The sequence below is a fragment of the Rhizobium sp. R339 genome, assembly GCF_002211395.1.
Lineage (GTDB): Bacteria > Pseudomonadota > Alphaproteobacteria > Rhizobiales > Rhizobiaceae > Rhizobium.
Genome location: NZ_LOKV01000012.1, coordinates 253,624 through 275,949, shown reverse-complemented (window position 1 = coordinate 275,949; position 22,326 = coordinate 253,624). Strand labels below are relative to the sequence as shown.

Here is a 22,326-nt window from a genome sequence, read left to right as displayed (position 1 = left end):
ACCGATAACGGGGGATCACCCGGATGCTGCGAGACGAAACCGATTCCGTCGAGCTGACCGGCTCGGCAGTCTTCAAGGACGAGCGGAAACAGGCCTATCTCAACCCCGATGGCGCCGACCGGCCGCTCATCAGTCCGGTGCCGGCCGCGACCCTCGACCGGGCGCGCCGCTACCGGCTGGAACGGCTGCGCATGAAGATGCGCGAATGGGATTGCGGCGCCCTGCTGCTCTACGATCCCGTCAATATCCGCTATGCCTTCGACTCGTCGAATATGAGCATCTGGACGATGCACAATCCGTCGCGCTACGCGCTGATCCTGGCCGACGGCCCGGCGATCATTTTCGAGTTCGAAGGCGCCGAGCATGTCAATGACGGGCTGCCCGGCATCGACGAGATCCGGCCGTCGAAATCCTGGATCTTCTTCACGGCAGGCAATCTCGTGGAGCCGCGCCTGAAGGCCTGGGCAGACGAGATCGCCGACATCGTCAAGGGCAATGGCGGCAACCGGCGCATCGCCGTGGACCGGCTCGAACCATCAGGCGCCTTCGAACTGACGGAACGCGGCTTCACACTGCTCGACGGCCAGGAACTTGCCGAACGGGCGCGGTCGATCAAGAGTGCCGACGAAATTGAGCTGATGCGCTGGACGATCCGCGTCTGCGAAGCGGGCATGGCGCGGATGTACGAGGCTTCAGAGCCGGGCCGCACAGAACGGGAAATCTGGGCCGAGCTTCACTTCGAAAATGCCCGCAGCGGCGGCGAATGGCTGGAAACCAAGCTGCTGACAGCGGGCGCGAGAACCAATCCCTGGTATCAGGAATGTTCCGACTACGTCATCAAGCGCGGCGAGATGATCTCCTTCGACACCGATATGATCGGCCCCTACGGCTATTGCGCCGACCTCTCGCGCTCATGGACGTGTGGGCATGTCGCGATGAACGCCAAGCAGAAGGAGCTTTACGCGGCAGCCAGGGATCAGATCGAACACAATCTGTCCGTCATCCGGCCCGGCATGACGTTCCGCGAATTCAACGAGCTGTCCTGGCAGATCCCGGAGAAATATCAGCCCTATCGCTACACGCTCGCCCTGCACGGCACCGGCATGGCGGACGAATGGCCGGGCGTGCTCTTGCATCCGGATTTCGATCCCGATTTCAGCGGCATCATCGAGGAGAACATGGTGCTGAACGTCGAAAGCCTGATCGCCGAGGCCGGCTCGGAGAGCATCAAGCTGGAGACCCAGGCCCTGATCACATCAAGGGGCGCGGAGCGGCTGCACAGCTTTCCGTGGGAGGATGTCTGAGCCCGCGTCAGTGCGCTCTCAAAGCCGCGGCGCGATGCTGGGAAGGCGTCTGCCCGAAGGTGCGCTTGAACGTCCGCGTGAACTGCGAGGCGTTTTCGAAACCGACGTCGAGCGCGATCTCGATGAGCGGCGCCTTCGACTGCGCAAGGATCGATTTCGCCCGCTCCATGCGGACGCGATTATAGGCCTTGGCGGGAGACATGCCCGTCTTCTCGATGAAGATCCGCTCCAGCTGCCGCCGCGAGAGCCCGACCATGGCGGCGAGTTTTTCGATCGGCATGCTGCCGTCGACGAATTGCTCCATGGTGATCATCGCCGCCTTGACGCGGGCATCGTCGTAATCGTCGTAGAGCGGGCGGCGGGGCTGAATGTCGGCCGGAGCGCGCGCTTTTTCGATCTGCAGCACTTCGAGCGCGTTTCGTTCGGCGTCGCGGCTGATGTATTTGCGCACCAGCAATGCGGCCATATCGGCAGCGCTGCTGCCGCCTGCGCAGGTTCCGCGCTGGCGATCGAGATTGAAGAGCCGGTCGGAACGGACGCTGAGTTCGGGGAAGCGCTCGCGGAACTCCTTGTAATGCAGCCAGCTCACGCAGGATTCATGCCGCTTCATCAGGCCGGCCGAGGCCAGAATGAACGAACCGGTGCAGACGCCGATCAGCGGCACCTTCTTGGCATCCGCCTGCTTGAGGAAGGTGATGGTCTGCTGGTCGACAGGGTTCTCCACCGTCAGCAGGCCGCCGACGACGGCGATGTAATCGAAGCGCGACGGATCGACGAAATCGGAAGTCGGCGCGACCTGGACCCCGCAGCTCGAGGTTATCAGATGCCGCGTGCTGCCGATCACCTGCCAGTCGGCCAGCACCCGGCCGGATCGATCCTGCTCGTCGCTGGCCAGCCGCAGCGTATCCACGAAGAGCGCGAAGGCCGACAGCGTGAACGACCGGGCCAGAACGAAACCCACCTTGAGCCGGGCAGCGGGTTTCGCGGCGCCGTCTCCCTGCCGATGCTGTTCCGGTCGCATAGTCATCTCCTTGCCGGTCTCACCGCGCTCATCTGATCTGAAAACCGTGCGCCAGAGGGTCGCGGTCGTCAACGAAAATGGTATTGTGGCCGATGACGCGCGCCCACCCGCCGATGCTCGGAAGAATGCCGCTGTAAGGGCCGATGCCCGCCTCGCCTTCGACCCGGCCCTCGAAGATGGTCCCGATCAGGCTTTCGTGACGGTATTTCGAGCCGATCGCAAGCCGTCCCTTACCATAGAGCTGCGCCATGCGCGCCGAGGTACCGGTGCCGCCCGGCGACCGATCGATCGCCTTCTCGCCGTAGAAGACGGCGCAGCGCCCGTCGGAGACGTCGTTCACGGGGCGGTCGCACCAAATCGCGTGATGTACGCCGCGGATTCGGTCGTCGTCGGGATGGACGGGATCGCAGATATCGGCAAGTGCCGCCCTGAGCTTCTGGCTGCAGCCGACGATGTCGGATGCGCTCATGCCGTCGAGCCCGCTCCAGTTCTCCTGCGGCTCGATCACCGCGTAGTAGTTGCCGCCATAGGAAATATCGACGCGCAGGCGGCCCATACCGGGCACATCCACGGTGACATCGGCCTCATGGAGATAGCTCGCGACATTGTGGAGACGGACGGAATCGACATAGCCGTCCTTCTCCTCATAAGCGACATCGACTCGGCCGGCCGGCGTTTCGATGGCGACACGTCCAGGCACGCGCGGTTTGACCAACCCTTCCTCGATTGCGGCGGTCACCGTGCCGATGGTGCCGGCGCCGCACATCGGCAGGCAGCCGCTCACCTCGATGAAGAGCACGGCGAAATCGCAATCCTCCCGATAGGGGGGATAGATGATCGAGCCCGACATGATGTCATGCCCCCTCGGCTCGAACATCAGCGCCTTGCGGACCCAGTCGTGATCACGGACGAAGATCTCCCGGCGCTCGCCCATCGGCAAATGAGGCAGCAGCGGACCGCCGCCGGCGACGAGACGAACCGGGTTGCCGCAGGTATGCGCGTCGATGCAGAAGAAGCTGTTTCTCATTCCGTTATGTCCTCACTATCTCGCCTTCGGCAGCCTGTCGCGATCGAGCAAGCCGCGCGACAGCCGGTCGAGCAGCACGGCGACCGCAACGATCGCCAGGCCTGCTCTGAGGCCAAGCCCCATCTCCATGCGCGTCAGGCCGCGCGTGACTTCCGCGCCGAGGCCGCCGGCGCCGACGAGGCCGGCCAAAACGACCATCGCCAGAGACAGAAGGATGCACTGGTTGAGCCCGACCAGCAGCGTCTGCTTGGCGAGCGGGATCTCGATCTTCCAGAGGATGGAGCGCGGCGGCGCGCCGATGGCGCTGCCAAGCTCGATGAAGACCTTCGGCACCTGGTTGAAGGCCAGCGTCGTCAGGCGCAGCATCGGCGGGATACCGTACACGATGGTGGCGATGATCGCCGGCACGCGCCCGAGGCTGAAGATCATGACCGCGGGAATAAGATAGACCCATGGCGGCACGGTCTGCATCACGTCGAGGATCGGGCGGACCACCGCCTCCAGCGCCTTGTGGCGCGAGCAGAGCACGCCGACCGGGAAGGCGATGAGCACCGAGATCATGACTGCGACAGTGACGAGAGAAAGCGTCTGCATCGACGCCGTCCACAGGCCGACAAGCAGGCAGAAGCCGAGGCAAAGACCGGCGAGGATCGCCGCGCGCAGGCTGACGGCGAAGAATGCCGCGACGACGACGATCGCGATCAGCGCATAGGGCGGCACGAAGAGGAGTGCGGCTTCGATGGCTGAAAGAACCGTTTCGACCACATAGCTGATCGCCGCAAACAGCGGATGAAGATTGGTGTTCAGCCAATCGACTGATGGAGCCAGGAAAGCGCCTGGCGAAAACTGCAGCATAGCAGGATTCATGACTTCCTCCCTGTTCCCAGGCGTGCAGCGCTCTGGGTTATCCGGTCAAGCACCATAGTCAGTACCACGATGGCGATCGCGCCATTGATAGAGGTCGCGATATCCAGCGTTCTGATTGCGCCGTAGATCGTCTCTCCAAGTCCGCCGGAACCGACGATGCCGGCGATGACGACCATGCCGAAGGCCATCATCAGGCTCTGGTTGATGCCGGCCATGATGCTCGGCAGCGCAAAGGGAAGACGGATCTTGAAGAACATCTTCGCCGGCGTCATCCCAAGGGCTTCTCCGAGTTCGATGAACTCCTTCGGCGTCATCCGGATGCCGAGAGAGGTCAGGCGGATGGCCGGCGGCACGGCGACGATCACCGTCGCGATCAGGGCGGTGGCCGGCCCGTAGCCGAGCAGGGCGATCGCCGGCAGCAGATAGATATAGGGCGGAAGCGTCTGGATCAGATCGAGACCCGGCTCCATGAAGCGGTCGAGCGCGGTGAAGAAACCGGCGGCAATGCCGATCGGGATGCCGATCGCCAGCGCAAGCACGGTCGCGGTCAGGACGAGCGCCAGCGTGCTCATCGTCTCCGGCCAGAGTCCCATGGAAAAGCAGAGCGCCAGCGCGACGCCGGCTGCGACCGCGAACCAGATATTGACGAGGCGCCAGCCGATGAGAGCGACGACGAGCGCGATCACATAGAAAGGCGGAAGCTGCAGGAGCCAGAGGATCCCGTCATAGAGCCCTTCGAGAACCTGCCTGATAGAGTCGAAGAGGAACTCGCCGTTGTCGCTCACCCATTCGAGCGCGGTGTCCGTCCATTCGTCGAAAAGATCGGTGAAGACTGAAGTATCCATCTCGTTCGTCTCCTCCGGTTATGCCGGTGTGAGTTCGTGAGCGGAGGTGCCCTTGACGCCCATCAACAGGCTGCGCGGAGTGACGACGCCGACGACCTGATCCTTGTCGACGACCGCGATGGCGTCGCGCTCCGACTGCATCGTCAGGGTGATCAACTCGTCGATATCGGCGTCGGGCGTAGTGCGCGCCAGCGACGCAATGTCGGGGTTCGGCGCGCTCTGCTGGAACTCGGCAACGCTGCGCATGACGGAATGCGCCTTGATCAGGTGAAGGCGGGAAATGCCGGCGACGAATTCGGCGACATAGGCATCCGCCGGATTGAGGATAATTTCCTCGGCCGTGCCGGTCTGGATGATGACGCCGTCCTTCATGATCGCGATGCGGTCGCCGATGCGGATCGCCTCGTCGAGATCATGGGTGATGAAGACGGCGGACTTGCCGAGCGCTTTGGTCAGCTGGCGGAATTCATCCTGAAGCTGGCGCCGGATCAAAGGGTCGAGCGCGCTGAACGGCTCGTCCATCAGAATGATCTCGGGGTCGGAGGCGAGCGCGCGGGCAAGGCCGACGCGCTGCTGCATGCCGCCGGAAAGCTCGCTGGGATATCGGCTCAGCCAGTCGGCGAGGCCGACCTTTTCGAGCGCGGCGGCAGCGGTCTTGTTGCGCTCCGCCTTCGCAATGCCCTGGACTTCGAGGCCGAAAGCGGCGTTTTCCAGAACCGTCCGGTGCGGCAGAAGGGCGACGCTCTGGAACACCATGCCGATATTCTTCGCCCGCATCTGCCGGAGATCGACGGGCGACAGGGAGGCGAGGTCGCGTCCCTTGACGAGAACCTTGCCGGAGCTCGGCGTGATCAGCTTGTTGAGAAGGCGGATGAGCGTCGATTTCCCGCTGCCCGACAATCCCATGATGCAGAAGATTTCGCCGCGCCGGACCTGGATGCTGGCATCGGACACGCCGACGACGCAGTTGAATTCCTTGAGGACCTCGGTCTTGCCGAGGCCGCGCTCCTTGATCGACTTCATCGCCGCGGCGGACTTGCCTCCGAAGACCTTCCAGAGGGATTGGCAGTCGATCAGGACATCCTTGGCATCGATATTGGCGGTTTTCATAGCGATCCCCTTTGAGCCAATCGGCGCTGGCTTCTTCCTTGAGTTTGAGAGTGGCCGCCCGAGAGGTCGGACGGCCACGACGCGTTTAGTTCTTCTTGATGTTTTCCCAGCGCTTGATCAGGTCGGCATGGGCGCCGATCCAATCCTGCACGGCCTGGTCCATGGTCTTGCCGTCCTTGACGGCGCCGTTGATGGCGGTGATGTCGGCGATCGGCACGTAGACGCTGGCCATGACTTCGCGGGCATGCGGATATTCTTCCGAGAAGCCCTTATGGCCGATCCAGTAGTAGCTCTGCGGCGGCGGGAAGACGCCCTTCGGATCCTTGAGGTACTTGACCTCGTATTTCTGGACCATCCACGACGGCTCCCAGATCGTCACCGCGATCCACTCCTGGCGGTCGTAGGCGGACTTCAGCGCAGCCGTCATCGCCGCGGTGCTCCCTTCGACGAGCTGCAGCTTGAGGCCGTAATCCTTGACCGCGTTCGAGGTATCGCGCATCAGGCCGGCGCCCGGCTCGATGCCGATGATCTTGCCGCCGAACTTGTCGGCATTTTCATTGAGCTGTTCCAGCGAGTCGATCGGAACGTATTTCGGAACCGCGACGCCCTGGTAGAGGCCGTGCGAAACCGGCGAAATCTTTTCGAGGCGGTTCTTGTTCTTGTCCCAGTAATCCTGCGCGACATAATCCGTCTGCGAGGTGAGAACCTGGATGTCGCCCTTGGCGAGAGCGGCGTAAGCAATGCCCCACTCGGAGAACTCGGTCACCTTGACGGTGTAGCCGGCGTCTTCGAGGACCTTCTTGGTGATGCCGGTGATGGGCGTCAGGTCCTCCCAGGACATCGTGCCCATGGTGATCGTCTTTTCTTCCGCGCGAGAAGGCAGGACGCTGATCCCGACCATCGCAGCGGCGCAGAGCGCCTTCCACAAATTTTTCATTGTTGTTACTCCTGTTTTACGTTCCCATCAAAGCCTGCGCGCGGCAGTCTTCATATTGCGGGGCCGAGGGATCATCCCTCGCGGCCTGCACGCAATTCCTGAAAGCGGATGACCGAATTGACGCCGAGCCATGCGATGGGCTCGGGAGGCAGTCTCGTCGGTTCCGGCTGGTTCTTGTATTTGTCGAGCTCGGGGCTTGCCGCACCCGTCGCGAGATCGGCGGCCATCATGCCCGCAAGCGTGCTCTTGACGGTGCCGAGACCATTTTCGCAGCAGGCAGAGAAAAGCCCTTCCTCCACTTCGCCGAATGCCGGCACATGGTTCCGGCTGAGGCAGAGCGCGCCTGCCCAGCTATATTCCAGCGGCAGGTTTTCCAGCCCCGGGAAGCGGGCGTCGAAGGACCGGCGCTGCTCGGCGGCGATACCGGCGACGCGCTTTTCCGATACTTTGAGGCTCGGGTCGTAGGTGAACCGCGTCCTGATGACGATCCGCGAGCGGCCGTCGGTGGTGATCTTTCTGACCGTCGCGCCCATCGGATCAGCCGGCAGCAGCGCCCAGCGGTCCGCCCCCGTCACGTCGCCTGCGAATTCGTTCTGGGAGAAGGCCGCGGTCATCGAGGCGTAGGTGAAGATATGCATCAGCCGCCCGCGGAAATGGCCGAAGCTTTGAATATGGCCGTTCACGCCGAGAATGACCTTCGGGGCGGAAACGGAGCCGCGGGCCGTCTTCGCCTTCCAGGTCCGGCCTTCGCGCGAAAGCTCCAGCACCGGCGAGTGCTCGTGGATGGCGACCTTCGAGGAAAGGCCGCGCGCCAGGCCTCTGATATAATCGGCGGGCTGGATCATCACCGCGCCCGGCGTATAGAGGCCGCCGCGATAATAATGCGTGCCGGTCATATCTAGCATCTGGTCGGCATCGAGAACGCGGTGTTCCTCGCCGATCTTCTCCAGCGATTTCCGGTAATTGTCGTTGAGGCCGAGCCCCCGGTCGGAGGCCGCGGCATTGACCTTGCCCGAGGGATCGAAGGTTTCCCGGGACAGGCCGTATTCGGCCGCGGCATCGGCCGCGAAGGAGATCGCCAGACGGTTCTGCCGGATCTCGTCCTTGGTCGCCGCCTCGTCCGCCACCGAATATTCGCCGGAGGAGAGGTTGTGCGGCACGTCGATCATGAAGCCGGAATTCCTTCCGGCCGGACCCTTGGCGAGTTCGCGGGCATCCAGGATGACGATCTTGTCCTGCGGCCGCGACTGCGAGAGGCGGCGGGCCGCCGAAAGGCCGGCAAATCCGCCGCCGATGATCAGCCAATCGGCGGTGATGTCGTGTTCAAGCGCCGTTACGGGAAAGGCGCGTTCGCTGGTCGCCTCCCATCCCGAAACGCCGGTATCGGTCGGCAGGTGCTTGATCACATGGCGGGTCATCGGATCGTCTCGTCGACGGAGCGTTCCGAAATGTCGATCCAGATGGTCTTGAGCTCGCAGTAATTGTCGTGGGCGAAGACAGACTTGTCGCGGCCGCCGAAGCCGGACTCCTTGTAGCCGCCGAACGGCGTGGTGGCGTCGCCTTCGCCGAAGCAGTTGACCGTGATCAGGCCGGCCCGGATGTCGCGGGTCAGCCGGATCGCATTGCGCAGGCTGCCGGTATAGACGGATGCCGTCAGGCCGTAATTGGTGTCGTTGGCCAGAGCGGTCGCCTCGGCGAGCGTGTTGAACGTCGTGACCGACAGGATCGGCCCGAAGATCTCCTCCTGGAACAGGCGGCTCGCCGGCGTCACACCCTCCACCAAGGTCGGTTCGATAAAGATGCCGTTATAGGTTTCGCCGCCCTGGGTGACGGACAGCTTCTCCGTCTTGGCGTCGTCGAGGAAGGATTTGACCTTCTCGAAGTGCGATTTGCTGACAAGCGCGCCGATGCGGTTTTCCGGATCGAGCGGATCGCCCGTCTTCCATTCGCGCATATAGGCGCCGATGCGCTTCATCAGCTCGTCCTTGACCTTGGCATGGACGATGAGGCGGGACGTGGCCGAGCAATTCTCGCCCATGTTCCAGAAGGCGCCGTTGACGACCTGCTCGGCGACGAGATCCAGATCCTCGGCATCGTCGAGAACGACGGCGGGGTTCTTGCCGCCGCATTCGAGCACGACCTTCTTGAGGTTCGAATCCGCGGCATACCGCAGGAAGCGGCGGCCGGTCGGCGTCGAACCGGTGAAGGCGACCATGTCGACATCCATATGCAGGCCGATCGGCTCGCCGACCTCGCGGCCGGAGCCGGTCACGACGTTGAAGACGCCGGCCGGAATGCCTGCCTCAAGGGCGAGTTCGGCGACGCGCAGCGTGGTGAAGGTCGTTTCCTGCGCCGGCTTGACGATGACCGAGCAGCCGGCGGCGAGCGCCGGGCCGATCTTCCAGGCGAGCATCAGCAGCGGGAAATTCCACGGCAGCACGCAGCCGACGACGCCGATCGGCTCGCGCACGATCATCGTCAGCGCGTTGGCGCCGACGGGAGCGGTGTTGTCGTAGAGCTTGTCGATCAGCTCGGCGTGCCAGCGCAGCGTATGAATGGTATCGGGAACGTCGACGGTCTGGCACTCGCGGATCGGCTTGCCGCTGTCGAGGCTTTCCATGACGGCGAGTTCATGCCGGTTGCGCTCCAGCAGCTTGGCAAACCTCAGCAGCACTTCCTTGCGCTCGCCCGGCGAGCGAAGCCGCCAGCGCCCGTCTTCGAACGCCTGCCTCGCCTTCTCGACGGCGAAATCGACATCGCTGGAATCGCAGGCGGCGATTTCGGCAAGGACTTCACCCGTCGCAGGATTGGTGGAGGTGAAGGTCTTGCCGGAATTTGCCGGACGGAAAGCGCCGTCGATGAAGGCATTCGTCGGAAGTTGAAGACCGGCGGCAATCGCCTTGTATTCGGCTGCGGTCAAAGGTTCATGCATGGTTGGCTCCCGACGTGATCTGGCCGACCGTGCGCTTCAGCGTGGAAACGACGGTCTCAAGGGTTCTTTTCTCTTCGGAGTTCAGTCCGCGCAGCGGCGCCCGCACGGGGCCGGCCTTGAGGCCGATGATCTCGCATCCGTGCTTGATCGACTGAACGAATTTGCCGCATTCGAGGAAATCCATCAGCGGCAGCATGGCGCTCATGATCGCCCGGCCCTTGTCGAAATTCTTCTCGACGACGCAGGCTTCATAGAGGGCGACATGCTCGCGCGGCAGGAAGTTGGAGCCGGCGCAAACCCAGCTCTTGGCGCCCCAGGCGAAGAATTCGAGCGCCTGGTCGTCCCAGCCGCAGGACAGCGAAATATGCGGGAATTTCCGGGCGAGCAGGTGAAGATTGGCCATGTCGCCGGAGCTTTCCTTGATGGCAACGACGTTCTTCGACTTGCCGACGCGGGAGAAATACTCCTCGCCCATCACCACGCCCATGCGGGCGGGATAGTTGTAGAGCATGATCGGCAGGTTGGCGGCGCGATCGACCGTCAGCGCATGGACCGCATTCTCGCGTTCGGTCGGCAGCGCATAGGGTGGCGACGACACGAGGATCGCATCCGCGCCGATTTCCTTTGCGGCCTTGGCATATTCGACCGAATCCTCGGTGCGCGTGGCGCCGGTGCCGATGATGAGCGGCAGCCGCGTGCCGATGACCTCTTTGGCATAGGCCCCGAGCTCAAAACGCTCCTGGCTGCTCTGGGCGTAGTATTCGCCGGTCGAGCCGCCGACGATGATGCCGTGGACGCCCGCCTCGATCAGCGACTCCAGCACGGCGGCGAAGCCGGCCCGGTCAATCTGACCATCTCGATCGAGCGGCGTGACCGCCGGCGTGTAGATCCCCTCAAATTTCACGATGACTTCTCCAATAATTGCGTGGCCGGACCACCGACGAAGGCGTCCGCCTTGAGGCCTTGCGGAGCGATGAACATCTCCATGTTCTCGCGGGACAATTCCCAGTGTTCGAAAACGAGATCGACGACCGCGTCCTCATCATGAGCGCCGAGCGCTGCGATGAAGCTGTCATGATGCTCGACGGCCAGCCGAAGCCGGCGCCGCATATCCTCGTTCCTCGGCCGGAAAAACGTATGGCCGATGCGCGCGTGGTCGATCAGCAGCCGGCCGAGGCTCGGCTGCATGTAGACGTTGCCCGACATCTCGCCGAAGATTTCGTGAAAGCGATTGTTCTCCAGCACCATCGCCAGAGCATCCATGCTCTCGCTGGCGGCGCGGAACCGCTCCTGGGTCTGCTTCAGGTCCGACAGCTGCGCCGGCTTGAAATTCTGCACGGCGAGACGGCCGATCGCCGCATAGATCATCGGCGCGACGAGGAAGAAATTCCGCAGCGTCGAGTGGTTCATCGGGATGACCCGCGCACCCCGGTTCTCGCGGATGTCGATGTAGCCCTCTCCGGCAAGGCGGCGGAATATGTCCCGCACCGGTGTCCGCGACAACCCGTACCGCTCGCTCAGACTGGCCTCGTCCAGATCGGCGTCCGGGTCCAGTTCCATCGTCAGAATCTGACGTTTCAGGTCGTCGTAGAGATTGCTCTTGGGTGTCTTCGCCATCGTCGATCTCCGGCCGATTGTTGCCCTATGCCGCGAAGATGCCACGCCTTCCCAAGGGAGTCAATAATTGTGTACATCACGTACACAATTATTATTCGTGAGATACACAATGCGCGGAGGCCGTCATACCGAGACCGCCCAGAGCGCGATGAGCGAATTTTCGCCGAAGCTGGCCTGATGCTGATTGCGGGATGACCGGCACGGCCGAAAGCGCCGCGGCGGGCAGCCGTTGCGGAGTTTACCCAGGCGGTTAGCGTGACAGGTGATGGGAATTCTGTGGATCGTCAGGCTCGAACGCCTGGACGCCGGCAAGGCGGCGCGGCCATCACGGGATATCCCGCTTTTGCGACGGCGGGGTCGGGGAGCGCCGGTCGGCGCTCCCCGGAAGATCATGCGGCGAGCGCGCCGCTTTTCTTGGCGGTCCAAGTCGCGATGTAGTCCATCAGGCCGGGCGAGAGGCAGTCATAGGGCTCAAGGCCCGATGCCTTCAGCTGCCCCCGGACGGCGTCCATCTTGGCGGGGTCGAAGCCGCTTTCGATAATCGACGACACGAAGGCCGCGAAGGTCGGTTTTGCCCAGCCGCTTTCCTGGAAGCGCTCGGGATGGACGAAGGACAGCCCCTGGAAGGGATGTTCGCGCTCGACCGGCCCATACATATGCACGCCGCATTCCTTGCAGGCGTGCCGCTGGATCAGAGCGGCGGGATCGACGACGGCGAGCTTGTTGCCGTTCTCGATCACTTCGACGCTCTCGGTCGGAGCGACCGCCACGACCGAAAAGGCTGCTCCCTCCGGCTTCCAGCACTTGGTGCAGCCGCAGGCGTGATTGTGGGCGATATCGCCCTTGATCCTGACCCTGACGGGATTGCTCGCGCACTTGCACACCAGCGTCCCGCCTGCGAAAGCAGCGTCAGTCGCTCGAAAGCCTGAATCCACTGCCGGATGTATGGCTATGCTGCTCATTGCTTCTCTCCTTCCCTCCCTGGCCGTTTGCGTTATGCCCGGCCGAGCCCTGCAATCACTTTTCGAGCTTCTGCGCGTGCCAGCGCAGATGGTCTTCCATGAATGTCGAAATGAAAAAGTAGGAGTGGCCGTACCCTTCCTGCATGCGAAGCTTGAGGGGAATACCCGCCGCCTCGCAGGCTTGCCGGAGTTCGTCGGGATGCAGGCCGTCCTCCAGGAATGAATCCGCCGTCCCCTGATCGACGAAGAACTCGGAGAACCGGTGCCCGTCTTCGATCAGCGAGCAGGCGTCATAGGCCCGCCAGGTTTTCTCGTCAGGCCCGAGATATTTCCGGAAGGCCGGCTTCGACCAGCCCGACACCGAAGGGTGGCTGATCGGCGCGAAGGCCGAGCAACTCCGGAAGCGATCCGGGTTCTTGAGCGCGATGGTGATCGCGCCGTGCCCGCCCATCGAATGGCCGAAGATCCCCTGGCGATCCATGTCGACGGGAAACTCCTCGGCAAGCAGCCGCGGCAGCTCGCCGGTGATGTAGCTGTACATGCGATAGTTCGCCGAAAACGGCGGCTCGGTGGCATCGACATAAAAACCGGCACCCTTGCCGAACTGCCAATTGTCGGCTTCGTCGGGAACATGGTCGCCGCGGGGGCTGGTATCCGGGCAGACGACGATCAGCCCGAGCTCGGCGGCAAGCCGCCGATACTCGCCCTTGTCCATGACATTGGCATGCGTGCAGGTCAGGCCGGACAGATACCACAACACCGGCAGCTTTCCCTCGGCCGCCTGCGGCGGCACGAACACGGCGAAGGTCATGTCGCAGCCGCAGGCTTCGGAGCGATCGACGTAGACCCCTTGCGTGCCGCCGTAAGATTTGTCGGTCGAGATGGTTTTCATGGCTTAGTACACGACCACGCCGCGGATGCTTTCGCCCTTGTGCATCATGTCGAAGCCCTTGTTGATGTCTTCGAGCGGCATCGTGTGGGTGATCATCGGATCGATCTGGATCTTGCCCTGCATGTACCAGTCGACGATCTTCGGCACGTCGGTCCGCCCGCGCGCGCCACCGAAGGCGGTGCCCATCCAGTTGCGGCCGGTCACCAGCTGGAACGGACGCGTTGAGATTTCCTGGCCGGCGCCGGCCACGCCGATGATGATCGACTTGCCCCAGCCGCGATGGCTGGCTTCCAGCGCCTGGCGCATGACCTTGGTGTTGCCCGTGCAGTCGAAGGTGTAGTCGGCGCCGCCGATCAGGTCGCCATTGCGCTTCGTCATGTTGACGAGATAGGGCACGATATCGTCGCCGACCTCCTTCGGATTGACGAAATGCGTCATGCCGAATTTCTCGCCCCACTCCTTGCGGTCAGGATTGATGTCGACGCCGATGATCATGTCGGCACCGGCCAGCCGCAGGCCCTGCAGCACGTTGAGGCCGATGCCGCCGAGACCGAAGACGATCGCCGTGGCGCCGATCTCGACCTTGGCGGTATTGATGACCGCACCGATGCCCGTGGTCACACCGCAGCCGATGTAGCAGATCTTGTCGAAGGGGGCGTCCGGATTGACCTTGGCGAGCGCGATCTCCGGCAGCACGGTGTAATTGGCGAAGGTCGAGCAGCCCATATAGTGATGGATCTTGTCCTTGCCGATCGAGAAGCGGGACGTGCCGTCGGGCATCAGACCCTGGCCCTGGGTCGAGCGGATCGCGGTGCAGAGATTGGTCTTGCGCGACAGGCAGGAATAGCATTCGCGGCATTCCGGCGTGTAAAGCGGAATGACGTGATCGCCCTTCTTCACGGAGGTGACGCCGGGGCCGACGTCGACGACGATGCCCGCGCCCTCGTGGCCGAGAATGGCGGGGAAGAGGCCTTCCGGATCGGCGCCGGAGAGCGTGAAATCGTCGGTGTGGCAGATGCCCGTCGCCTTGACCTCCACCAGCACTTCGCCGGCCTTCGGGCCGTCGAGCTGAACGGTCATCACTTCGAGCGGTTTTCCTGCCTGAACGGCTACAGCGGCGCGAACGTCCATTTCGATATCCTTCCTCTTAAATTAAATAGGGTTGTCACATATTCGGATAGACCGGCCCCTCGCCGCCCTGCGGCGGCACCCAGTTGATGTTCTGGTTGGGGTCCTTGATGTCGCAGGTCTTGCAGTGCACGCAGTTCTGGGCGTTGATGACGAAGATCTTGTCGCCGTCCTTCTCCACCCATTCATAAACGCCGGCCGGACAGTAGCGCGTCGACGGGCCGGCATAGATGCCGAGTTCGGAAGCCTTCTGCAGGCCGATGTCCTTGACCTGAAGATGCACCGGCTGGTCCTCCTCGTGATTGGTGTTCGACAGGAACACCGAGGACAGCCGGTCGAAGGTCAGCACCCCATCCGGTTTCGGATAGGCGATCGGCTTGTGCTGGGAGGCCGGCTCCAGGCTTTCAGCATCGGTCTTGCCATGTTTCAGCGTGCCGAAGAGCGAAAGGCCGAAGAGCTGGTTCGTCCACATGTCGAGACCGCCGAGCGCCACGCCGATCGCCGTGCCGAACCTCGACCACAGCGGCTTGACGTTCCTGACACGCTTGAGGTCCTTGCCGATGTCGGTCGCCCGCCATTCCTTCTCGATCTCCACCACCTCGTCATGGCTGCGGCCTGATGCAATCGCTGCGGCCAGCTTCTCGGCCGCCAGCATGCCTGACAGCACCGCATTGTGGCTGCCCTTGATGCGCGGCACGTTGACGAGACCGGCCGAACAGCCGATCAGCGCCCCGCCGGGGAAGGAAAGCTTCGGCACCGACTGGTAGCCGCCCTCGGTGATGGCACGCGCGCCATAGGAGAGCCGCTTGCCGCCCTCGAAGGTGCCGCGAATGGCAGGATGCGTCTTGAAGCGCTGGAACTCCTCGAAAGGATAGAGATAGGGGTTCTTGTAGTTCAGATGAACGACGAAGCCGACCGCCACCAGATTGTCTTCGAGGTGATAGAGGAAGGAGCCGCCGCCGGTCTTCATGCCGAGCGGCCAGCCGAAGGAGTGCTGTACTAGGCCCGGCTTGTGGTTCTCCGGCTTGACCTGCCAGAGCTCCTTGATGCCGATGCCGAACTTCTGCGGCTCGCGGTCCTTCTGCAGATCGAACTTGGCGATCAGCTGCTTGGCGAGCGAACCGCGCACGCCTTCGCCGATCAGCGTATATTTGCCGCGCAGCTCCATGCCGCGGGTATAGTTCGGTCCCGGCTCGCCGTTCTTCTCGATACCCATGTCGCCGGTGGCGACACCGATCACCGCACCCTTGTCGTCGTAGAGCACTTCGGCGGCGGCAAAGCCCGGATAGATCTCGACGCCGAGTTCCTCCGCCTTGCCCGCCAGCCAGCGACAGACGAGCCCAAGCGAGACGATGTAATTGCCATGGTTGTTCATCAAGGGCGGCATCATGACATTCGGCAGACGGATCGAGCCGGCGGGCCCGAGCAACAGGAACTGGTCGTCGGTCACTTCGGGCTTGAAGGGATGATCGGCATCCTCGCGCCAGCCGGGCAGCAGCCGGTCGATGCCGATCGGATCGACGACGGCGCCCGAGAGGATATGGGCGCCGACCTCGGCGCCCTTCTCCAAGACGACGACCGATAGTTCCGGATTGACCTGCTTCAGCCGGATCGCCGCCGCCAGACCGGCCGGACCGGCGCCGACGATCACCACGTCGAATTCCATGCTCTCGCGTTCGGGCAGATCTGTCATCTCGCTCATCCATTCGTCTCCGGCTCGACCTGGCACCAGACTGCGAGAAGCGGCCGGGCCGTGCATCTTATCGCGAAGGATTGCCCCGCATCATTCGCGAAGACTGTGCCGGTAGCGGCAGAAAACCACTGGGAATCGCCAAGCGAGATTTCTGCCGGCGACAGCAGAAGGAAGGCGCGCGGCTGCGTCTGAACATGATCGGGAAAACGGGTGTAGCGATCCATATAGATCGCGCCGACCCTGAGATCGGCGCGCTCCTCCATGCCGCCGGGGCCGACGAGCACCGCATGGGAATGGGTGTTGCCGAAATTCAGGCTTGCAAACGGGCCGGAGCGGCCGCGTCTCCAGAGCAGCTTGTCGGCGAGAGCCTGGAACTGGCCGGCGATCGCCTCGTATTTCCGTCCCGATTTCGCAAGATGGCCAATCGCATCATCGAGCCCCTGGGGCGCACCGGGAAGAGGCTGGCCCTCGGGGCGCATCTTGCCTGTCTTGAGCAGCCGTTGAAGAACCTTGCCGGCGACGAAACTGGCGACGGCCGGCGCTTCCGCCGACAGCATCAGTCCGCCGACGTCGTTGAGGAATTCCTGCAGCGGCCGAGGCCGCCTTTCCCTGCCGATGTCGTGAAGCCGGACATAGGCCGGCTTTGCGTCATCGTTCAGAAGAAGGTCGGCACCAGGTTTGATTGGGCGTCCTACCGCGCGAGCCACGTTCGATCCCCTTCGCTCAGAGCGCCTTTTGCAATTCCGGCAGTGCGTCGAAGAGATCGGCGACGAGGCCGTAGTCGGCGACCTGGAAGATCGGCGCCTCCTCGTCCTTGTTGATGGCGACGATCACTTTCGAATCCTTCATGCCGGCCAGATGCTGGATGGCGCCTGAGATGCCGGCGGCGATATAGAGATCGGGGGCGACCACCTTGCCGGTCTGGCCGACCTGCCAGTCGTTCGGAGCATAACCGGCATCGACGGCCGCACGGCTGGCGCCGACGGCGGCACCCAGCTTGTCGGCAACCGGCAGGATGACCTCCTTGAACTTCTCCGCCGAGCCGAGCGCCCGGCCGCCTGAGATGATGATCTTCGCAGACGTCAGTTCCGGACGTTCCGAGGCCGACAGCGCATCGGAGACGAACCGCGACAGACCCGGATCGGAGATGGCCGGGATCGCCTCCACCGTTGCCGAGCCGCCTTCAGCAGCCGAAGCGAACGAGGCGGTGCGCACGGTGATCACCTTCTTCGCATCGCTGGCCTGCACCGTCTGGATGGCATTGCCGGCATAGATCGGCCGCTTAAAGGTGTCAGCGGAGACGACTTCGATGATCTCCGAGATCTGGGCAACGTCGAGCAGGGCGGCCACCCGCGGCAGCACCGTCTTGCCGACCGAGGTGGCGGCAGACAGGATCGTGTCATAGGAACCGGCCAGCGAAACGATCAGATCGGCCAGCGGCTCGGCGAGATTGTTGGCAAGCGCATCGCTTTCGGCGAGCAGAACCTTGGCAACGCCGGAGAGTTTCGCCGCCTGATCGGCCGCGGCCTTGGCGGCCTTGCCGGCGACCAGCACGTGCACGTCGCCGCCGATCTGCGAGGCTGCCGTCAGCGCCTTGGCGGTCTGGTCGGAGAGATGATTGCCGTCATGGTCGGCCAGAAGAAGAATGGTCATGATAGTTGCTCCTGTTCCTGCCCGATTACAGCACGCCGGCTTCGTTCTTCAGCTTGTCGACCAGTTCGGCCACCGACTTGACCTTGACGCCCGCCTTGCGGCCACTCGGCTCCTCGGTCTTCAGCACCTTCAGCCGCGGCATCGTGGAGACGCCGAAGTCAGCCGGGCTCTTCTTGTCGAGCGGCTTCTTCTTCGCCTTCATGATGTTCGGCAGCGAGGCATAACGCGGTTCGTTCAGCCGCAGGTCGGTGGTGACCACCGCCGGCAGCTTGATCTCGATCGTCTGCAGGCCGCCATCGACCTCGCGGGTGACCGTCGCCTTGCCGTCACCGATCTCGATCTTCGAGGCGAAGGTTGCCTGGGCAGAACCCAGCAGCGCCGCCAGCATCTGGCCGGTCTGGTTGGAATCGTCGTCGATCGCCTGCTTGCCGGTGATGATGAGGCCCGGCTGCTCGGCATCGGCGACTGCTTTCAGGATCTTGGCGACGGCGAGCGGCTCGACCTGATCGTCGGTCTCGACCAGGATCGCCCGGTCGGCGCCCATGGCGAGCGCCGTCCTCAGCGTCTCCTCGGCCTTGGCCGGGCCGATCGACACCACCACGACTTCCTCAGCCTTGCCGGCCTCCTTCAGCCGCAGCGCCTCTTCCACCGAGATCTCGTCGAATGGGTTCATCGACATCTTCACATTGGCAAGCTCGACACCCGTGCCGTCCGGCTTCACCCGGATCTTCACGTTGTAGTCGACAACCCGTTTGACTGGGACGAGAATCTTCATTTTGCGAACCCCTTATAATTCTAGACGGCCGTCAGTGCGGCCGGTCGGCAAGCAGCGCCCAGAAGGCGAAGAGCGGCGTCTCCACCGACCTCATGGCATGTTTGATCCCCGGGATATTGTAGAACGATCCGCCGATACCAGGCGAAAACCAGTCCCCCTCCCCCTGCTGGAACTCCCCCTCGGAAAGCACGAGATAGACTTCCTCCGGCGCATGGTCGTGATCGGGATAGCGCACGTGCGGCGCCATCAATGTCACGCCGAGCCACAGGTCGTTCCGCTCCTCCAATCCGCCCGGGCCGATGATCATGGCATTGGCATGCCCATCGACGAAATTGTCGCTGGCCGTGTGGTCATACTTGGTGCGCCGGCGCCATTCAAGCATTGGCTCGATGCCTTTGAACCGCTCGATCAACTGCGTCAGCGAAGCATAGGAGCTATCGGCCGAAAGCGCCACATCGAGGTGATCAGCGCAGACCGGCAAACGGCTGCCTTCGCCCGCCCGCGCAGTCCCCGGGCGCTCCAGCGCGACAAAGAACCCGTCGAGCGAGCGGCGGGCTTCCGGCGCCTTGGCGAACTGGCCGAAAGCCACGGAAGCCGCCTCCAGGAAATGCTGGAGGTTTTCATTGCGTGAACTCATACCATCCCCTCCCTTGGGAGCATGACGTCATCCGAAACCGGCTTAAGCTTTCCGCCATCATGCTCCAGACGAACGGCCGGCGAACCGGCCGATCCTGCGATCATATATCCTTCGCGATGCGCAGACCGTCATAAATGGCGGCATGCGTATTGCGCGCAGCGACGGCGTCACCGATGCGGAACAGCTGGAACTTGCCTTCCGGATTGCGAATGACGGATTGTGGCTCTCCCTGGAGAAGCTGGTCGTGCGAGATCTCGCCGAGATTGGTCGAACTGGGCTTCAGCTCGAAATAGAGTTCGTCGAGCGGGATGGTCCCGTGATTGACGACGATCTGATCGTAGCTGTGCTGCCGGGCAATCCCGCCGTAATCGCTGCCGACATGGGCGACAAGCTGGTTGCCGCTCTTTTCGACGGCTTCCAGGCGGTAGGTGACGGTGAAGGTCACGTCGTACTTCTGCAGCGAGCGCATGTAGGGCACCAGGTTCATCGCCATGACTTCGGGCGCGAAGGACCGGTCCGGCGTCATGATCTCGACCTTGGCGCCTGATTTGGCCAGGAACTCCGCCGCCTGAAGACCGGCATGATCGCCGGCATCATCGAAGATCAGCACGTTGGAGCCCGCCTTCACATCGCCGGAGATGATGTCCCAGGCGGAAACCACCAGCTCGTTGCCGCTCGCGAGAACCTCCGTATGCGGCAGGCCGCCCGTCGCGATGATGACGACATCGGGGCTTTCGGCCTCGATCGTGTCGGCTTCCGCCCAGGTGTTGAAGTGGAAGGTCACGTCGTATTTTTCGCACTGGCTCATGCGCCAGTCGATGATGCTGATCATTTCCCTGCGGCGTTCGCTCTGCGCGGTGAGACGGATCTGGCCGCCCGGATTGTTCGCCGCCTCGAAGACGACGACCGTGTGGCCGCGCTCCCCGGCGACGCGCGCCGCCTCGAGACCGGCCGGGCCGGCGCCGACGATGACGACCTTCTTCTTCACGTCGGCCTTCGCCAGGATGTGCGGCATGGTCAGTTCGCGGCCGGTGGCGGCATTGTGGATGCAATAGGCAGCGCCACCCTGATAGATGCGATCGAGACAGTAATTGGCGCCGACGCAGGGGCGGATATCCTCTTCCCGCTTCTCGATGATCTTGCGGACGATATGCGGATCGGTCATGTGGGCGCGGGTCATGCCGACCATGTCGACCTTGCCGGCCGCGATCGCGTGGCGCGCGGTGGCGACATCCGGGATCTTCGCCGCATGGAAGGTCGGAAACTGGGTGACGGCGCGGATTTCGCCGGCGAAATCGAGATGCGGCGAATTCGCCATGCCCTGGATCGGGATCACGTCGGTCAGGCCCGCGTCGGTGTCGATATGGCCGCGGATCACATTCAGGTAATCGATGAGGCCGCTTTCCTTCAGGCGCTTGGAGAATTCGAGACCTTCGGCCTTGCCGGTGCCGCCGGGAAGACATTCGTCGGCGGTGTAGCGCAGGCCGAGAATGAACTCCTCGCCCACCCTTTGCCGGATCGCCTTGAACACGTCGAAACAGAAGCGCAGACGATTTTCGAAGGAGCCGCCATAGGGGCCTTCGAGCTCGTTGGTGAGCGGAGACACGAACTGGTCGATCAGGTGGCCGTAGGCCTCGAGCTCGACGCCGTCCATGCCGCCCGCCTTCATGCGCTCGGCGGCATCGGCGAAATCCTTGATGATCCGCTCGATATCCCAGTCTTCCATCTTCTTCGGGAAGGCGCGGTGCGAAGCCTCGCGATGATGCGACGGAGCGACGACCGGCAGCCAGTCGCCCTTGTCCCAGCGCGTGCGCCGGCCGAGATGGGTGAGCTGGATCATGATCGCCGCCCCCTCTTCGTGCACGGCGTCGGTCATTTCCCTGATCCAGGGAACGATCTCATCCTTGTAGGCCAGCAGATTGTTGAAAACCGGCGGGCTGTCCCTGGAGACGGCGGCAGAGCCGGCCGTCATCGTCAGCGCCACGCCGCCCTTCGCCCGCTCCACCGTATAGGCGCGATATTTCTCCTTCGGCATGCCATCCTCGGGATAGGCCGGCTCATGCGAGGTCACGATGATACGGTTGCGCAGCGTCAAATGCTTGAGCTGATAGGGCTGAAGGAGAGGATCGTTCGACATGGGCCGTGGTTCCGTATTAAAAACGTCGAGCAGACGCTAAGCGCAATGTACATATGTGTCAATGTTGAAAACAAAGAAGTCGTTATTTTCGACACTGATGTACATTTTTCTTGCACTCAGCCTCGGAATTTGATAGGAGATAACGCATGGAGCAGGCTTTGAACGACACCGGCTGGCGCGGATCGCAGGAAGGATGGCTGGAAGCAGCTTACCACTCCCTGCTCGATTCCGGCGTCGATTCGGTGAAGATTCTGCCGCTGGCAAAGAAGCTCAATCTCTCGCGAACGAGCTTCTACTGGTTCTTCAAGGATCGGGAGGAACTGTTGAGCGCACTGGTGGCGCGTTGGCGCGATAAAAACACCGGCAACATCGTCAAGCAGTCGGAAGCCTATGCGGAATCGCTGGCCGAGGCGATGCTCAACGTCTTCGATTGCTGGCTCAACACCGATCTTTTCGACGCCAAATTCGAATTTGCCGTGCGCAGCTGGGCGCTCCAGTCCGACGAGCTTCTGGCCGAAGTCCAGCAGGCCGATCAGATCCGGCTGGAGGCGCTAAAACGCATGTTCATGCGCTTCGGGTTACCAGAAACGACATCAGATGTCAGAGCGCGGACAACTTATCTCGTCCAGATAGGCTACATATCGATGCAATCGAGGGAGGAACTCGCCGTCCGCATGAAACGGATTCCGGAATATATCGCGATCTACACCGGCGAAGTGCCGCAGCAGAGGGAGCTCGACCGCTTCTTCTCGCGGCATGGCTATAAGCCCGGTGAGAGGAAGACCTGAG

21 protein-coding genes are annotated in these 22,326 nt (G+C 62.8%); 2 read left to right on the top strand and 19 right to left on the bottom strand.

The window, feature by feature from the left end; genetic code table 11:
* Nucleotides 1-23 precede the first annotated feature (23 nt).
* Nucleotides 24-1,304, top strand: a complete 1,281-nt coding sequence (locus tag ATY76_RS15520; RefSeq protein WP_088675627.1) for a Xaa-Pro peptidase family protein — start codon at nt 24-26, stop codon at nt 1,302-1,304.
* A 7-nt stretch (nt 1,305-1,311) separates the two neighbouring features.
* Here the strand turns inward: ATY76_RS15520 and ATY76_RS15515 are convergent, their stop codons facing one another.
* The 19 genes from ATY76_RS15515 to ATY76_RS15425 all read right to left on the bottom strand — a co-directional run bounded on the left by ATY76_RS15515 (nt 1,312) and on the right by ATY76_RS15425 (nt 21,537).
* On the bottom strand, nt 1,312-2,325 hold the full coding sequence (locus tag ATY76_RS15515; RefSeq protein ID WP_088675626.1) for a GlxA family transcriptional regulator: 1,014 nt from the start codon (nt 2,323-2,325) through the stop codon (nt 1,312-1,314).
* A 28-nt stretch (nt 2,326-2,353) separates the two neighbouring features.
* A complete protein-coding gene (locus ATY76_RS15510) occupies nt 2,354-3,352 on the bottom strand; it encodes a 4-hydroxyproline epimerase (RefSeq protein WP_088675625.1) in 999 nt (332 codons plus the stop codon).
* Nucleotides 3,353-3,367: 15 nt separating this feature from the next.
* On the bottom strand, nt 3,368-4,219 hold the full coding sequence (locus tag ATY76_RS15505; RefSeq protein WP_088675624.1) for an ABC transporter permease subunit: 852 nt from the start codon (nt 4,217-4,219) through the stop codon (nt 3,368-3,370).
* Nucleotides 4,216-5,064, bottom strand: a complete 849-nt coding sequence (locus ATY76_RS15500; RefSeq protein ID WP_088675623.1) for an ABC transporter permease subunit — start codon at nt 5,062-5,064, stop codon at nt 4,216-4,218. Before ATY76_RS15500 ends, ATY76_RS15505 begins: the two co-directional genes overlap by 4 nt.
* Before the next feature lie 18 nt (nt 5,065-5,082).
* Nucleotides 5,083-6,174 (bottom strand): glycine betaine/L-proline ABC transporter ATP-binding protein, encoded by a 1,092-nt coding sequence (locus ATY76_RS15495; RefSeq protein ID WP_088675622.1) that lies wholly within the window; start codon nt 6,172-6,174, stop codon nt 5,083-5,085.
* Between the two features lie 85 nt (nt 6,175-6,259).
* The gene (locus ATY76_RS15490; RefSeq protein WP_088675621.1) at nt 6,260-7,111 is read right to left on the bottom strand and encodes a glycine betaine ABC transporter substrate-binding protein; all 852 of its coding nucleotides are present in this window, start codon (nt 7,109-7,111) and stop codon (nt 6,260-6,262) included.
* A 71-nt stretch (nt 7,112-7,182) separates the two neighbouring features.
* On the bottom strand, nt 7,183-8,529 hold the full coding sequence (locus ATY76_RS15485) for an FAD-binding oxidoreductase (protein WP_088675620.1): 1,347 nt from the start codon (nt 8,527-8,529) through the stop codon (nt 7,183-7,185).
* Nucleotides 8,526-10,043: an aldehyde dehydrogenase gene (locus ATY76_RS15480; RefSeq protein ID WP_088675619.1), complete on the bottom strand. Its 1,518-nt coding sequence runs from the start codon at nt 10,041-10,043 to the stop codon at nt 8,526-8,528. Before ATY76_RS15480 ends, ATY76_RS15485 begins: the two co-directional genes overlap by 4 nt.
* Nucleotides 10,036-10,947, bottom strand: a complete 912-nt coding sequence (locus ATY76_RS15475) for a dihydrodipicolinate synthase family protein (protein ID WP_088675618.1) — start codon at nt 10,945-10,947, stop codon at nt 10,036-10,038. The genes ATY76_RS15480 and ATY76_RS15475 overlap by 8 nt, the downstream gene beginning before the upstream one ends.
* Nucleotides 10,944-11,660, bottom strand: a complete 717-nt coding sequence (locus ATY76_RS15470) for a GntR family transcriptional regulator (protein ID WP_088675617.1) — start codon at nt 11,658-11,660, stop codon at nt 10,944-10,946. Before ATY76_RS15470 ends, ATY76_RS15475 begins: the two co-directional genes overlap by 4 nt.
* Before the next feature lie 389 nt (nt 11,661-12,049).
* On the bottom strand, nt 12,050-12,622 hold the full coding sequence (gene gfa / locus ATY76_RS15465) for an S-(hydroxymethyl)glutathione synthase (protein ID WP_088675616.1): 573 nt from the start codon (nt 12,620-12,622) through the stop codon (nt 12,050-12,052).
* A 55-nt stretch (nt 12,623-12,677) separates the two neighbouring features.
* Nucleotides 12,678-13,514: an S-formylglutathione hydrolase gene (gene fghA / locus ATY76_RS15460; RefSeq protein ID WP_088675615.1), complete on the bottom strand. Its 837-nt coding sequence runs from the start codon at nt 13,512-13,514 to the stop codon at nt 12,678-12,680.
* Between the two features lie 3 nt (nt 13,515-13,517).
* Nucleotides 13,518-14,645 (bottom strand): S-(hydroxymethyl)glutathione dehydrogenase/class III alcohol dehydrogenase, encoded by a 1,128-nt coding sequence (locus ATY76_RS15455; protein WP_088675614.1) that lies wholly within the window; start codon nt 14,643-14,645, stop codon nt 13,518-13,520.
* 34 nt (nt 14,646-14,679) lie between these two features.
* Nucleotides 14,680-16,344, bottom strand: coding sequence for an electron transfer flavoprotein-ubiquinone oxidoreductase (locus tag ATY76_RS15450; RefSeq protein WP_088675613.1), 1,665 nt, complete (start codon nt 16,342-16,344; stop codon nt 14,680-14,682).
* Nucleotides 16,341-17,042, bottom strand: a complete 702-nt coding sequence (locus ATY76_RS15445) for a dimethylsulfonioproprionate lyase family protein (RefSeq protein WP_088675612.1) — start codon at nt 17,040-17,042, stop codon at nt 16,341-16,343. The genes ATY76_RS15450 and ATY76_RS15445 overlap by 4 nt, the downstream gene beginning before the upstream one ends.
* Nucleotides 17,043-17,058: 16 nt before the next feature.
* Nucleotides 17,059-17,988 (bottom strand): electron transfer flavoprotein subunit alpha/FixB family protein, encoded by a 930-nt coding sequence (locus ATY76_RS15440; RefSeq protein ID WP_088675611.1) that lies wholly within the window; start codon nt 17,986-17,988, stop codon nt 17,059-17,061.
* A gap of 25 nt (nt 17,989-18,013) precedes the next feature.
* Nucleotides 18,014-18,763, bottom strand: coding sequence for an electron transfer flavoprotein subunit beta/FixA family protein (locus ATY76_RS15435; RefSeq protein WP_088675610.1), 750 nt, complete (start codon nt 18,761-18,763; stop codon nt 18,014-18,016).
* A 31-nt stretch (nt 18,764-18,794) separates the two neighbouring features.
* The gene (locus ATY76_RS15430) at nt 18,795-19,400 is read right to left on the bottom strand and encodes a dimethylsulfoniopropionate lyase (RefSeq protein ID WP_088675609.1); all 606 of its coding nucleotides are present in this window, start codon (nt 19,398-19,400) and stop codon (nt 18,795-18,797) included.
* Nucleotides 19,401-19,500: 100 nt separating this feature from the next.
* Nucleotides 19,501-21,537 carry an NADH:flavin oxidoreductase gene (locus tag ATY76_RS15425; protein ID WP_088675608.1) on the bottom strand — a complete coding sequence of 679 codons (2,037 nt, stop codon included), beginning with the start codon at nt 21,535-21,537 and terminating at the stop codon, nt 19,501-19,503.
* Between the two features lie 146 nt (nt 21,538-21,683).
* Here ATY76_RS15425 and ATY76_RS15420 point away from each other — a divergent pair, with 146 nt between their 5' ends.
* The gene (locus ATY76_RS15420; protein ID WP_088675607.1) at nt 21,684-22,325 is read left to right on the top strand and encodes a TetR/AcrR family transcriptional regulator; all 642 of its coding nucleotides are present in this window, start codon (nt 21,684-21,686) and stop codon (nt 22,323-22,325) included.
* Nucleotide 22,326 lies beyond the last annotated feature (1 nt).